This is a genomic window from Nonomuraea sp. NPDC048826 (assembly GCF_043198225.1).
Lineage (GTDB): Bacteria > Actinomycetota > Actinomycetes > Streptosporangiales > Streptosporangiaceae > Nonomuraea.
The window spans coordinates 563,907-576,767 of record NZ_JBICUQ010000005.1 but is presented as its reverse complement, the minus strand read 5'-3'; the positions used below and the strand labels follow the sequence as shown (position 1 = coordinate 576,767).

Here is a 12,861-nt window from a genome sequence, read left to right as displayed (position 1 = left end):
CCTCCCGGCTGGACAAGCCTTCGCTTGGCATGATCACATATGGCGCTGTTCGCTTGCTTATTTGCGTGAAAGGCGTTTCGTGATCAGAAAACGTATAACGGGGCTGTTAGGCCTCGTGGTCCTCGTACTCGGCACCGGCGTGTCGGGGGCGGCGGCGGACGACGCGTCCGCCGACCCCACCCTTCCCGGTCCCGTCTACAAGACGGTCACCGACAAGAGCGCGAAGCTCTCCTTGCAGACGTACGGGCGTCCGGACGGCAAGGACATGGTGTTCCGCATCTCCGGATCGGTGTACGCGAACATCGAGGGCAACAGCCTGGACCCGGAGCTGCGGCACGGGCAGAAGCTCTTCAACATCGAGGGCTACAACATCCGGCGGCTGTACCGGGTCCCCGGGACCAACCAGCTCTACCAGCTCTCCCGGGAGATCGTCTTCTACACCGACCCGGCGAATCCGCAGCGCATCGTGCGCGAGTGGCAGAACCCGGTCGACGGCAAGACGTACCCGGTCGTCCCGATCAACAACGACGCGGTCAACTTCGGCCCGTTCCCCATCACCTCGTCCTTCGCCGGCCCGCCGCTGCAGCGCCTGCACGACGAGACCGTGTGGACCAGCGACATCCCCGTGCGCACGAACTTCGGCAGCACGATCGGCGAGCGGTTCGGCCTGGTCGGCGGCGTGTACGCGGCGCAGGAGATGTTCGACTTCTCCGTCGACGACCGTGAGGTGGCGGCCCGTACCAGGTCCGGCGTCCCGACCGGCGCGATGCAGACGAAGATCAGCTGGGCCCGGACCAGCCCGTGGGCGCCGTTCATGTGCCTGCCCGAGACCGAGGTGCGCGGCCAGCTCACCTACCACGCCCGCAGCTGGTCGCTGAACTCCTACGCCGAGGTCGAGCCGTGGCTGCGGGCCGAGGTCGAGAAGAACCACCCGCTGTACAAGGCCGCCCCCACGGCGCCGGGGGCGAGCGAGAACTCCTGGACCTCGTTCCACAACAAGCAGCTCAAGAAGGGGGCCACCACCTGGGCGGGCTGGTGCGCCGCCAACGGCCGCGCCTGACCACCGGAGTCCCGCTCAGCGCGCGGGGTGCGGTGTGGTGCCGGACCGGGCGGCCATCAGGTGGTCGATGAGCGCCAGCAGCACATCGCGCCCCGCCGTCCGGTCGCGGGCGTCGCACAGCACCAGCGGGACCTGCGGGTCCAGGTCGAGGGCCTTGCGGATCTCCTCCTGCGTACGGTCCCGCACCCCGTGGAAGCAGTTGACGCCGACGACGAAGGGGATGCCGCGGCTCTCGAAGAAGTCGATCGACGCGAAGCTCACGTCCAGCCGGCGGGTGTCGACCAGGACGACCGCGCCCATCGCGCCGTTGACGAGGTCGTTCCACATGAACCAGAAGCGCTCCTGGCCGGGGGTGCCGAACAGGTAGAGCACGAGCTGCCTGTTGATCGTGATGCGGCCGAAGTCCAGCGCGACCGTGGTGGTGGACTTGCCGCCGACGCCTTCCAGGTCGTCGACGCCGACGCTGGCATGGGTCAGGTACTCCTCCGTGCGCAGCGGGGCGACCTCGCTCACCGAGCCCACCAGCGTCGTCTTCCCGACGCCGAACCCTCCGGCCACCAGGATCTTCACTGCCATGGGAGCGGCGTCTCCGTGGTCAGAGTTCGCGTAACCCATCCCTCACCGCCTCGAGGATCGCCATGTCGGGAAGACCTCCTGTCCGTGCGAAAGCCAGCGGCGGCCGGGCTCGCACGTGGCCCGACTCGACCAGATCGCCGATGAGGATCTTGGTCACCGACACCGGCAGGTTCACCGCGGCGGCCACCTCGGCCACCGCCAGCGGCCGCCTGCACAGCTCGAAGATGGCGCGGTGCTCCGGCTGCAGCTTCAGCCGGCCGCGCCCCGTCTCCGGGCACGCGTCGGAGACCGTGGTCACCAGGGTGATCAGCGCCAGGTCGTCGAGCTCGGGAGCGGTCCGCCCGCCGGTGATCGTGTAGGGGCGGACGAGGGACTCCTCGGCGTCATCGTCCTCGAAGCCCTCCGTCCAGTGCTTCATCCGCGTCTCTCCCCGCCGTCGGCGTGCGGGCTGCGGGCGTCGGCGCCCAGCGCCTGGCCGACCTGCTGAATCAGCGTGTGCATGGCGACGCTCATCAGCTCGGCGTCGACCTCCTGGGACGCCACCACCGCCAGGTGGGTCCCCCGGCCGGCGGCGGTGATGAACAGCCACAGCTCGGCCATCTCGATGATCACCTGGTGGACCGGCCCGCCGCTGAAGAGCTGGCCGACGCCGCGGGCCAGGCTCTGCTGACCGGTGGCGATCGCGGCCAGGCGCTCGGCGTCCGCGCGTTCGATGCCCCTGGACCGGCTGATCACCAGGCCGTCGTCGGAGAGCACGATGGCGTGCCGGGTGCCCGCGACCCGATCGACCAGGCCGTCCAGCAGCCAGTCCAGGTCAATGTTCGTGGCGGTGGTGCGCTGCGTCATCATCGTTCTTCCGTCGTAGGTGGGCTGGGGTCGGCGGATCCGCTCGGCCGGGGCGCGGGGTCGTCGTCGCCGGTCCGGCGCCTCCGCGACTGCCGCTGGAACGCGCCGATGGTGGCACTGGACCGGCCGGATTGGTCGCGTACGGCCCAGATGTCCTGGTCGGCCCGGTTATCCCTCCCTGCCGGGGCCTTGAGCTCATCGGCCAGGCTGGCCTGGCGCACCCGCTGCGGCAGCGGCCGGAGACCGGCCGGCGCGTCGCCGTCCCGGTCCGGCGATCCCGCGGGCGCCGTGACGGACGCCATCGCGCGACCTCGGGAGCGCGCCGGCAACTCGCCCTCCTGCTGGGGCGGGCGGGTGTCCTGCGGGCGTTCCTCGGGGCGCCGGACGGGCTCGGGCGCCAGACTGGGCCGCTCCACCAGCAGCGAGTCGGGGAGCAGCACGATGACCCGGGTGCCGCCGAAGGCCGACGAGCGCAGCTCCACCTTGAGCCCCAGGCTCGCGGAGAGCCGCGCGACCACGTACAGGCCGAGACGCACGTCGTCGGCGTGCGTCATCACGTCCAGCCGCGGCGGTGAGCGCAGCAGCTCGTTGGCGGCGGCGTACTGCTCGGGCTCCATGCCCAGGCCGCGGTCCTCGATCTCGACGGCGACGCCCCGGCTGACCGGCGCGGCCCGCACCTCCACGGGGGTCTGCGGCCGGGAGAAGGCGGTGGCGTTCTCCATGAGCTCCGCCAGGACGTGCACCAGCGGCCCGACGGCGCGCTCGGCGATCCAGGCCTCGCCTTCGACGTCGACCGTGATCCGGCGGTAGTCCTGGACCTCGCCCTGCGCGGCGCGCAGGACGTCGAGCAGGTGCACCGGCTTGCGCCAGCGCCGCTGCGGCTGGCCGCCGCCGAGGATCACCAGGTTCTCCTCGTACCTGCGCAGCCGGGCGGTGAGGTGGTCCAGGTCGAACAGGCCCTCCAGCACCTCCGGGTCCTCGTGCTTGCGCTCCAGCTCGTCCAGCTTCTTCAGCTGCAGGCCGATGAGGATCTGCGTGCGGCGGGCGATGCGCTGGAGCATGCGCTGGAAGCCGCGGTGCTGTTCGGCCTGGCGGACGGCGGTGAGCACGGCGCTGCGGCTGGCCAGGTTGAGCGTCTGCCCGAGCTCGCCCAGTTCGTCGGGGGTGGGTTCGAGCATCCGCACCTCCGCGTCCACGTCGACGTCCTCGCCGCGTTCCAGCCGGGCGACCACGTCGGGCAGCCGCTGCTGGAGCTCCTGGGCGTCGTGGCGCAGGTGCTGGATGCGCCGGCGGAGGATGGCGGTGAGCCGCCAGCTCGTGAAGAACACCAGCGCCAGGGCCAGCAGGCCCACGGAGGAGATGCTGATGAAGACGGTGAAGACCATGGTGGCGTGGTCGTAGCCGATCTTGCTGACGTTCGCGGACCGGAGGGCGAGCAGATCGCGCAGCTCCTCGGTGACCGCCTTCACCGTGGCCCGCCACTGGCTGCTGTCACCGCGGAGCGCCACCTGGCCGGCGGTGCCGCCGGAGGTGCTCAACCGCTGTTCCACGGTGGTCATGGTCGTCCAGGCCGCGCCGTCCGTGATCTTCGCGTACGGGGTCTCGTCGCCCGTGAGCGCGGGCAGCACCCTGGACCGCATGAGGTGGTTCCTGGCCCCGACGGCGTCGGTGACCAGGCCGTACTCGCCTCTGGTCAGCCGTCCCCTGACCCAGCCACGGGTCAGGATCGCGTCCTCGCGGCCGAGCATGTACAGGACCCAGTAGAGGTCGACCATGGCCTGCGCCTGCCGGTTCACCTGGCCCTCGTCGGTCTTGCCTAGTGCGGCCAGCACGCCGAGGTCCGACTCCAGGACGCCGCTGTAGTAGTCGAAGGCGCGCTGCGGGCTGGACCAGCCGGCGTCCACCGACCGGCGCTCCTCCTCCAGGGCCCCGAGCTCGCGATCGGTCCGCGCGATGGCGTCGAAGAGCCCCTCCTGCGCGTCCTCGTCGTTCAGCGCGGCCAGCGGGCGGAAGGCCGCCACAGCCTGGTCGGTCACCGTGCGCTGCATGGTGAGCTCGTCGCGGGCGGCGCCCGCGGGATCGGCCAGCACCTCCGCGGTGAGCCGTCGCTCCTGGTCGAGACTGAAGAACAGGTCGGCCGCGGGCTTGCCCGCGGTGGTCGTGGCCAGGTCCATCTGGACCTTCTCCGCCTGCCACTGCGTGGCCAGCTGGGACATGCCCGAAGCCAGCAGCGGGGCGAACGTGAGGCTCGGCACGAACACGACGATGAGCAGCACGGTGCGCAACTTCAGCCGCCGGGCACCCTTCGGTCGTCGCGACCTGTCGGTGGTTGACTCCGTTAACCCGTTCCCGTCGCCCATCGTCCCCATCCGTTGTCGCCCGACCCTGCCATCTCGGCCACGTGCGGGACACCCTCCTCGCCGATCGGCGAGGTCATGACGAAAGATCGCTCGTGAAGCGATCGATGCTCGATCGTAGCCATGAGGCAGTTGAGTCGAAAGCCCCCGATTTGCCGGTGTGGTCGGGCCTGGCGGAGTTTTTCGACCGGGTGACGCGCTGACGTGTGGGATCGCGGGTCAGGAGATCACAGGCACGCCGTGGCGGGTTCTCGCGGCACAGGCGGCGGGTTACGATACGACCCCGCACGGCACGGTGGTCCCCCGTCCGGTCTGCTCCGCCATGGGCGTTCCGGACTTCTCCTCGCGTGATCTCGATCCGAAGGAGGCGGCCGTATGAAAGTCCGGGTCGACCCGGGCGTCTGCCAGGGGCACACGCTCTGCAACATGATCGCTCCCCAGGTGTTCGACCTGGACGAGATCGACGGCCACTCCTCGGTCGTGGACGAGAACGTACCCGCCGGCGAGGAGGCCCGGGTGGCGGAGGCCGTCAGGTCCTGCCCGGAGCAGGCGATCTCCACTTTCTGACCAGGTCCAGGAGGGCGGCTCCGTGAACGAGGACGGGCGCGAACGCAACCGCTACCACTTCGACCGGCACACCCCCGAGTACCGCCACCGGTTCGAGTCCATCACCCAGGAGATGCACGCCCGGTGCCCCATCGCGTGGAGCGACGCCTACGGCGGCCACTGGGTGGCGGCGGGCAACCGGGAGCTGTTCGAACTGGCCCGCCGCGCCGACGTGCTGTCCAACGACCACGACGTCAAGGGCGAGCGGCGCGGCTACCGGGGCATCACCATCCCCACGCCCGAGACGCTCGGCAGGGCCGGCTTCCTGGAGATGGACCCGCCCGAGCAGCGTTACTACCGCCAGGCGCTCAACCCGTACCTGTCGCCCGCCGCGGTCGGCCGCTGGCTGCCGTTCGTCGACGAGGTGATCCGCGCCTGCCTCGACGAGAGGATCGAGTCGGGCCGCATCGACTTCGTCGACGACCTGGCCAACGTCGTGCCCGCCGTGCTCACCCTGGCCATGATGGGCGTCCCGGTCCGCAAGTGGGCCTTCTACAACGAGCCCGTGCACGCCGCCGTCTACACCCCGCCGGACTCACCCGACGTGCCGCGGATCCACCAGATGCACATGGACATGGTGATGGACCTCATCGCCGAGATGGAGCGGATCCGCGCGGAGCCGCGTCCCGGCCTCATCGACGCGCTGGTCCGGGCCGACATCGGCGGCCGGCCCCCGGTCTTCGAGGACCTCGTCGGATCGCTGATCCTGATCATCGGCGGCGGTTTCGACACCACCACGGCGCTGACCGCGCACGCGCTCGAATGGCTCTCCGAGCATCCCGGCGAGCGCACGCGCCTCAGCCGCGAGCGCGACACCCTGCTCAACTCCGCGACGGAGGAGTTCCTCCGCTTCTTCACCCCGGCGCCGGGCGACGGGCGCACGTTCTCCGCCGACTGCGAGATCGCCGGGACCCGTTTCGCGGAGGGCGAGCGCCTCTGGCTGTCGTGGGCGATGGCCAACCGGGACGCCTCGGTCTTCCCGGAGCCGGACACCCTCGACCTGGCCCGGTCCGGGAACCGGCACACCAGCTTCGGGCTGGGCGTCCACCGCTGCATCGGCTCCAACGTGGCCCGCGCCGTGTTCAAGCGCATGCTGCTGCAGGTGCTCGACCGGATGCCCGACTACCGGTGCGAGCCCGAGGGCACTGTCCACTACGACACCATCGGCGTCATCAACGGCATGCGGCAGCTGCCCGCCGTCTTCACCCCCGGCCCGAGGCTCGGCCCCGGGCTCGACGAGACCCTGGTCGCGCTGCAGCGCGTCTGCGACGAGCAGCGCCTCGCCGAACCGGTCACGGTCCGCAGGTCGGAGGCGAGGATCGAGCCATGAGAAAGCCCCGCCCGGGGTCCGGGCGGGGCGTCGGCGTCAGGCGCCGTTCCAGTCCCCGATGAGGATGACCGCCCCGGGGAGGGTCTCCAGCCCGGTGCCCCAGGCGTGGTCGGAGGGACCGTCGTCGTGGCTGTCGCGCAGGTGGAAGGTGCCGTCAGCGGGGTTGAAGTAACCCGTCGAGTCCTTGCCGTCGCCGTCCCAGTCACCGGTCACGATCTTCGCGTTCGGGATCGTCTCGATGCCGGTGTCCCAGGCCTTGCTGGAGGTGGTGTGGCCCAGGCCGTCCTGCAGGTGGAAGGTGCCGTCGGCGGGGTCGTAGTAGCCGGTGGTGTCCTTGCCGTCGCCGTTCCAGTCACCGATCAGCACCACCGCGTCCGGGATCGTCTCCAGCCCGGTGTCCCAGGCGTAGTCCGAGCTGCCGTCGCTGTGCGCGTTGCGCAGATGGAACGTCCCGTCGGCCGGGTTGAAGTAACCCGTGGAGTCCTTGCCGTCACCGTTCCAGTCACCGGTCACGATCTTCGCGTCCGGGATCGTCTCGATGCCGGTGTCCCAGGCCGCGTTCGACGCGCCGTCATCCAGCGTGTTCCGCAGATGGAAGGTGCCGTCCGCCGGGTTGTAGAAGCCGGTCGAGTCCTTGCCGTCACCGTTCCAGTCACCCGTCACCACCACCGCGTCCGGGATCGTCTCCAGCGCCGTGTCCCACGCCCGGTTCGACGCACCCTCACCCAACGCGTCCCGCAGGTGATACGTACCGTCAGCCGGGTTGTAGTAGCCCGTCGAGTCCTTGCCGGCCGCCGGGGCCTGCGTCCGCCACAGGTGGTCGACGATGATCTGCGCGTCACCGGCCTCCACCTGGTAGCGGTCGGGATAGGCCGACACCTGGACCTTCTGGCACACCTGCCCGATCGGCGCGGTCATCCAGCCGTTGTTCGGGTACTCCCGCTTCATCTTGTTGATGAACGCGTTGGTGGCCCAGGCGGGGTTGAGCCGCTGCGTCCTGCTCCCCCAGGACGCGCGTTGCTGGAACAGGCCGAGGCTGTCGTGGTCGACCTCTTCGCTGATGTTCTGGAGGCTCGTCTCGACGATCACCGTGGCGATGGCGATGACCGCCGCCCGCGAGTGCAGGCCCAGGTCGCGGACGGTGTTGACGACCATGCGGGCGCACGAGACGCGATAGCCCGTCATGTACCCGTCCATCTTCTGGCTCAGCTTCCCGTTGAGCGTGGTGGCCAGGGCGTTGTCCGAGGCGGTGACGCCCCGGGAGTCGCACGCGACGGTGGCGTAGGCCGCAGCCGCCAGCATCTCGCTGGGCGGTAACGGGTCGGCGTGCGCGGGCGTGACGGACAGTCCGGCCACCGTGGTGAGCGTCACGGCGGCGAGGGCGGCACGAAGGAGGGATCGGTGCTTCATGGGGATGCTCCAAAGAGAAAAGGTGGGTGAAGAGGGGAGGCCGGCCGGGCCGGCCTCCCGGGTCGTCGGGGATCAGGCGCCGTTCCAGTCACCGGTCAGGATCACGGCGTTGGGGAGGGTCTCCAGCTCGGTGCCCCAGGCGTAGTCGGAGCTGCCGTCGCTGTGCGCGTTGCGCAGGTGGAAGGTGCCGTCGCGGGGGTCGTAGAAGCCGACGCTGTCCTTGCCGTCGCCGTCCCAGTCGCCGGTCACGATCACCGCGCCGGGGACGGTCTCGATGCCGGTGTCCCAGGCCTTGCTGGAGGTGGTGTGGCCCAGGCCGTCCTGCAGGTGGAAGGTGCCGTCGGCGGGGTCGTAGTAGCCGGTGGTGTCCTTGCCGTCGCCGTTCCAGTCACCGATCAGCACCACCGCGTCCGGGATCGTCTCCAGCCCGGTGTCCCAGGCGTAGTCCGAGCTGCCGTCGCTGTGCGCGTTGCGCAGATGGAACGTCCCGTCGGCCGGGTTGAAGTAACCCGTGGAGTCCTTGCCGTCACCGTTCCAGTCACCGGTCACGATCTTCGCGTCCGGGATCGTCTCGATGCCGGTGTCCCAGGCCGCGTTCGACGCGCCGTCATCCAGCGTGTTCCGCAGATGGAAGGTGCCGTCGGCCGGGTTGTAGAAGCCGGTCGAGTCCTTGCCGTCACCGTTCCAGTCACCCGTCACCACCACCGCGTCCGGGATCGTCTCCAGCCCCGTGTCCCACGCCCGGTTCGACGCACCCTCACCCAACGCGTCCCGCAGGTGATACGTACCGTCAGCCGGGTTGTAGTAGCCCGTCGAATCCCGGCCCTCTGGCGGCGTCACGGGCCCGGACGTGCCTTCGAGCGGGGCGGTGTAGCCGACGATGTCGACGTTCGAGCGCGAGTACGAGTTGGCCTTGATCCTGTCGCCGCTGTTGCCCTCGATCGTGTAGACCGTGGAGCCGTCGGCGCTCTTGACGATCCCGACGTGGTCGATGTCGCCGTTCTGGTCCCAGTCGAAGACGACGGCGTCACCGGGCTGCGGGGTGTAGCCGCTCGCCCGGGTGTGCCAGGTGCCGTACTTGGTGCCGTAGTTCTTGAAGGAGGCGGCCCAGCCGTTGAGCGTGCCGCCGTTCCCCTCGGGGACGTCCGCGTGCTTCACGCCCGCCTTGCGCCAGACGTACTTGGCGAAGTCGGCGCACCAGGCGCTGTTGCGCCACTGCACACCGCCGGAGCTGGGGCAGCCGGATCCCGATTTCCACGGGCGGAAGAAGCCTGTGTAGTAGTTGCAGCCGCTGCCCGCCGGGCTCTCGTGGTTGCGCGTGCCGTTGGTCAACTCGGCCTGGGCGGCGGAGACGATCGCGGACCTGTTCACCGCGAACGCCGGGGTCGTCATCACGGTCGCGAAGCACGTGGCCGTGACGGCGGTGGTGGCCACCGCTGCGGCGAGCTGCCGGCCGGCGCGTCGAATGTCACTCATGGTGATCCCTCATCTCGGGTTCGTTCCTGATCGGACACCGAGAGCGTGGGAGTGACCGGTCCAACTTCTCTGTAGGGAAATCTTGAGTCTGGTGCGCCCTGGTTGACGCCCTTTACGCTCGGGGCAACGAAACCCTCGTCCTTGGGGAGGACGCATGGAGTTCCGTCTTCTCGGCCAGGTCGAGGTCTGGAACGGGGGCAAGCAGGCGAAGCTGGGCGGGGCCAAGCCCCGTGCGCTGCTCGCCGCGCTGCTGCTCGACCACGGCAAGATCGTCCCGGTCGAACGGCTCATGGAGGCCGTCTGGGGTGAGGAGGATCCGCCCTCCACCGCCCGGGGGGTGCTGCAGACCTACGTGGCGTCGTTACGCCGGTCGTTGAGCGGGGTCGGGGTGACGGACGTGATCGTCTCCCATCGCGTCGGGTATCTCGCCCAGGTGCCTCCGAACGCGCTCGACCTGTGGGTGTTCGAACGGCTCACCACCGAAGGACGCCAGGCCGCACGCGCGGGACGGCACGAAGAGGCACGCCAGAGCTTCCGCGACGCGCTGGCGCTCTGGCGCGGGCCGGCGCTCGGCGGGATCTCCGACTCCTTCCTGCGGGCCGAGGCCATGCGGCTGGACGAGCTCAAGGTCACCGTCATCGAGGAGCGGGTCGCCGCCGAGCTGGCGCTGGACCAGGGCGCCCGGCTCCTCGACGAGCTGACCGAGCTGGTGGCGGTGCACCCCGCCCGCGAGCGGCTGCGCCGCGACCTGATGGTGGCGCTCTACCGGGCCGACCGCCAGGCGGACGCGCTCGCCGTGTACCGCGAGGGCAGGCGGGTCCTCGTCGAGGAGCTCGGCATCGAACCGGGCCCCGAGCTGCGGCAGGCCCACGAGGCGATCCTGCGGTCCGATCCCTCCCTGCTGGCCCCGGCGCGGGCGGCCAAGCCGCGCCAGCTCCCTCCGCCGCCCGCCGACTTCGTCGGCCGGGAGGAGGAGATCGCGACCCTGCGGGCGACGCTGACGCTGCCGGAGGCGATGCCGATCTGCGTGATCTCCGGCGCCGGCGGCACGGGCAAGTCGGCGCTCGCGCTCCGCGTGGCCCACGAGGTCGCCGAGCACTTCCCCGACGGCCAGCTGCACGTCGAGCTGCGCGGGACGAGCGACGCCCCGGCCGGACCCGAGGAGGTCCTCGGCCGGCTGCTGCGGGAGCTCGATCCCGGCACCACGCGGCTGCCCGCCACGCTGGAGGAACGCGTCGGCCGCTACCGCACGCTGCTCGCCGGCCGGCGCAAGCTGGTCTTCCTCGACGACGCCGGCACCGAGGCACAGGTGCGGCCGCTGCTGCCGGGCGCGCCCGGCTGCGCGGTGCTCGTCGCCTCGCGCAACCGGCTGGTGGGCCTGGCCGGGGCCACGTACGTGGAGCTCGGGGTGCTGCCGCCCGACGCGGCGATCGACCTGTTCGCGCGGGTCGCGGGCGAGAGCCGGGTGGCGGCCGAGCACGACGCCGCGGCGGACCTCGTCAAGCTGTGCGGCCGCCTCCCGCTGGCCATCCGCATCGCCGGCGCCCGGCTGGCCTCGCGCCGCCAGTGGCCGCTGGCGCGGCTGCTCGACCGGCTCGCCGACCAGCAGCGCAGGCTGGACGAGCTGACCGCCGGGGATCAGCAGGTACGGGCGAGCATCAGCCTGAGTTACGCGCTGCTGCCCCAGCCGGCCAGGACCACGCTGCGCCGCCTCGGCCTGCTGAACCTGCCGTCCTTCCCCGCCTGGGTGGCCGCGGCTGCCATGGACACCGGCCTGGACGAGGCCGAACAGATCCTGGAGCACCTCGTCGACGTCTCGCTCGTCGACGTCGAAGGCGTCGACCTCGTCGGGCAGCTGCGTTACCGGCTGCACGACCTCATCCGCCTGTTCGCCAGGGAGCGCGCCCTGGCCGAGGACGACGCGCCGGCCCGCGACGCCGTCGTCGCCCGGGTGCTGGGCGGCTGGATCTGGCTGGTCGAGCGGATCAACGAGTCGGCTCCGCCGTACCTGATCTCGGTGTCGGCCTCGTACCGGCTGGCCCGCGCGGTGGGCGACCAGGTGGCGCGGCCGGTGGTGGCCGACCCGCACGCCTGGTTCCGCTGCGAGCAGGAGGCGCTGATCGCGGGCGTCGAGCTCGCCGCCGCCCTGGACCTCGACGACCTCGCCGTCGAGCTCACCGCCGCGCTGTCGTGCACGGCCTTCGGCGGGCACCAGTACGTCTTCGACGACCCGTTCGCGAGCTGGCACCGCACCCACGAGGCGGCTCTGGCGGCCGCCCGCCGCACCGGCAACGCGCTGGGCGAGGCGACGCTGCTGGCCGGGCTCGGCCAGCTGCACTACGAGCGGGACGCGTTCGCCGAGTCCCGCGCCTGCCTGAGCCAGGCGCTGTCGATGTTCCGCGAGGCCAAGGACAGCCGCGGCGAGGGCGCCGCGCTGGCCACGCTCGGCGCCGCCTGCCGGGAGCAGGGCTACCTGCCCGAGGCGCTGCACTTCCTCGACCGGGCGCGGGAGCTGCTGGACGGGCTGGGCGACGCCTCGGCGCTCGGCCACGTCAGGCGGCTGGCCGGCACGGTACGCCTGGAGATCGGCGATTACCCCGGCGCGTGGGCCGATCTGGACGACGCGCTGTCACTGTTCACGGCCGTGGGTTCGCGGCGCGGGCAGGGCCTGACCCTGCGCAGCATGTCGCTCTACCACCGCGCCAGGGGCGAGTTCGGCCGGGCCGAGGACCTGGCCAGGCAGGCGCTGGCCATCTTCCGCGCGGCCGACGACCGGATGATGGAGGCGTACTGCCTGCGCGCGCTGGCCAAGGCGCTGCTCCGCCAGGGCAGGTTCGACGAGGCCAGGGGGCCGCTGGAGGAGACGCTGACGGTGCTGCGCATCCTGCACGACTCGTTCGGGGAGGCCTGCACGCTGCGGACGCAGGGCGAGCTGCACCTGGCCGAGGGCCGCCTGTACCAGGCCAAGGAGTGCCTGGAGGAGTCGTTGCGGATCTGGGAGCGGCTGCGCAGCGTGGTGTTCCGCGCCCGCACGCTGCGCGACCTGGCGCGGACGCACGAGGCGCTCGGCGACGTCGCCACCGCCGAGCGGACCCGCGCCGAGGCCATGGAGATCTTCCGGCTGCACGGCTCCCGGGAGTACGGCGAGCTGTCGCTGTAGCCGGGATTACAGCGGAATTGGAGCGCGAGGGTCCATCCTG

The 12,861-nt window shown here is 71.0% G+C and carries 10 protein-coding genes; 4 read left to right on the top strand and 6 right to left on the bottom strand.

Annotation, left to right across the window (positions count from 1 at the left end):
• Positions 1 to 115: 115 nt before the first annotated feature.
• Positions 116 to 1,060, top strand: coding sequence for a DUF1838 family protein (locus ACGFI7_RS20995; protein WP_393406769.1), 945 nt, complete (start codon positions 116 to 118; stop codon positions 1,058 to 1,060).
• 15 nt (positions 1,061 to 1,075) lie between these two features.
• Here the strand turns inward: ACGFI7_RS20995 and ACGFI7_RS20990 are convergent, their stop codons facing one another.
• From ACGFI7_RS20990 to ACGFI7_RS20975, 4 genes are read right to left on the bottom strand one after another with little or no spacing between them, the layout of a single operon-like run.
• On the bottom strand, positions 1,076 to 1,675 hold the full coding sequence (locus ACGFI7_RS20990) for an ATP/GTP-binding protein (RefSeq protein ID WP_393406767.1): 600 nt from the start codon (positions 1,673 to 1,675) through the stop codon (positions 1,076 to 1,078).
• The gene (locus ACGFI7_RS20985) at positions 1,656 to 2,054 is read right to left on the bottom strand and encodes a DUF742 domain-containing protein (protein ID WP_393406765.1); all 399 of its coding nucleotides are present in this window, start codon (positions 2,052 to 2,054) and stop codon (positions 1,656 to 1,658) included. The genes ACGFI7_RS20990 and ACGFI7_RS20985 overlap by 20 nt, the downstream gene beginning before the upstream one ends.
• Positions 2,051 to 2,482, bottom strand: a complete 432-nt coding sequence (locus tag ACGFI7_RS20980) for a roadblock/LC7 domain-containing protein (protein ID WP_393407150.1) — start codon at positions 2,480 to 2,482, stop codon at positions 2,051 to 2,053. The genes ACGFI7_RS20985 and ACGFI7_RS20980 overlap by 4 nt, the downstream gene beginning before the upstream one ends.
• Positions 2,482 to 4,758, bottom strand: a complete 2,277-nt coding sequence (locus tag ACGFI7_RS20975) for a nitrate- and nitrite sensing domain-containing protein (protein ID WP_393406762.1) — start codon at positions 4,756 to 4,758, stop codon at positions 2,482 to 2,484. Before ACGFI7_RS20975 ends, ACGFI7_RS20980 begins: the two co-directional genes overlap by 1 nt.
• 456 nt (positions 4,759 to 5,214) lie before the next feature.
• Between ACGFI7_RS20975 and ACGFI7_RS20970 the strand changes: the two genes are divergently transcribed.
• Both ACGFI7_RS20970 and ACGFI7_RS20965 read left to right on the top strand, forming a co-directional pair.
• The gene (locus tag ACGFI7_RS20970; RefSeq protein ID WP_393406760.1) at positions 5,215 to 5,406 is read left to right on the top strand and encodes a ferredoxin; all 192 of its coding nucleotides are present in this window, start codon (positions 5,215 to 5,217) and stop codon (positions 5,404 to 5,406) included.
• Between the two features lie 22 nt (positions 5,407 to 5,428).
• Entirely contained in the window at positions 5,429 to 6,775 is a 1,347-nt protein-coding gene (locus ACGFI7_RS20965) for a cytochrome P450 (RefSeq protein ID WP_393406758.1), read from the top strand.
• Positions 6,776 to 6,811: 36 nt separating this feature from the next.
• Here ACGFI7_RS20965 and ACGFI7_RS20960 read toward each other — a convergent pair whose 3' ends face one another.
• Positions 6,812 to 8,185 carry a hypothetical protein gene (locus ACGFI7_RS20960; protein WP_393406756.1) on the bottom strand — a complete coding sequence of 458 codons (1,374 nt, stop codon included), beginning with the start codon at positions 8,183 to 8,185 and terminating at the stop codon, positions 6,812 to 6,814.
• Between the two features lie 72 nt (positions 8,186 to 8,257).
• Complete coding sequence (locus ACGFI7_RS20955; RefSeq protein ID WP_393406754.1) at positions 8,258 to 9,661, bottom strand: CHAP domain-containing protein; 1,404 nt, start codon at positions 9,659 to 9,661, stop codon at positions 8,258 to 8,260.
• Positions 9,662 to 9,815: 154 nt separating this feature from the next.
• On the opposite strand from ACGFI7_RS20955, the gene ACGFI7_RS20950 reads away from it, so the two are divergent.
• Positions 9,816 to 12,821, top strand: a complete 3,006-nt coding sequence (locus ACGFI7_RS20950) for a BTAD domain-containing putative transcriptional regulator (RefSeq protein ID WP_393406751.1) — start codon at positions 9,816 to 9,818, stop codon at positions 12,819 to 12,821.
• The last annotated feature ends 40 nt before the right edge of the window (positions 12,822 to 12,861 follow it).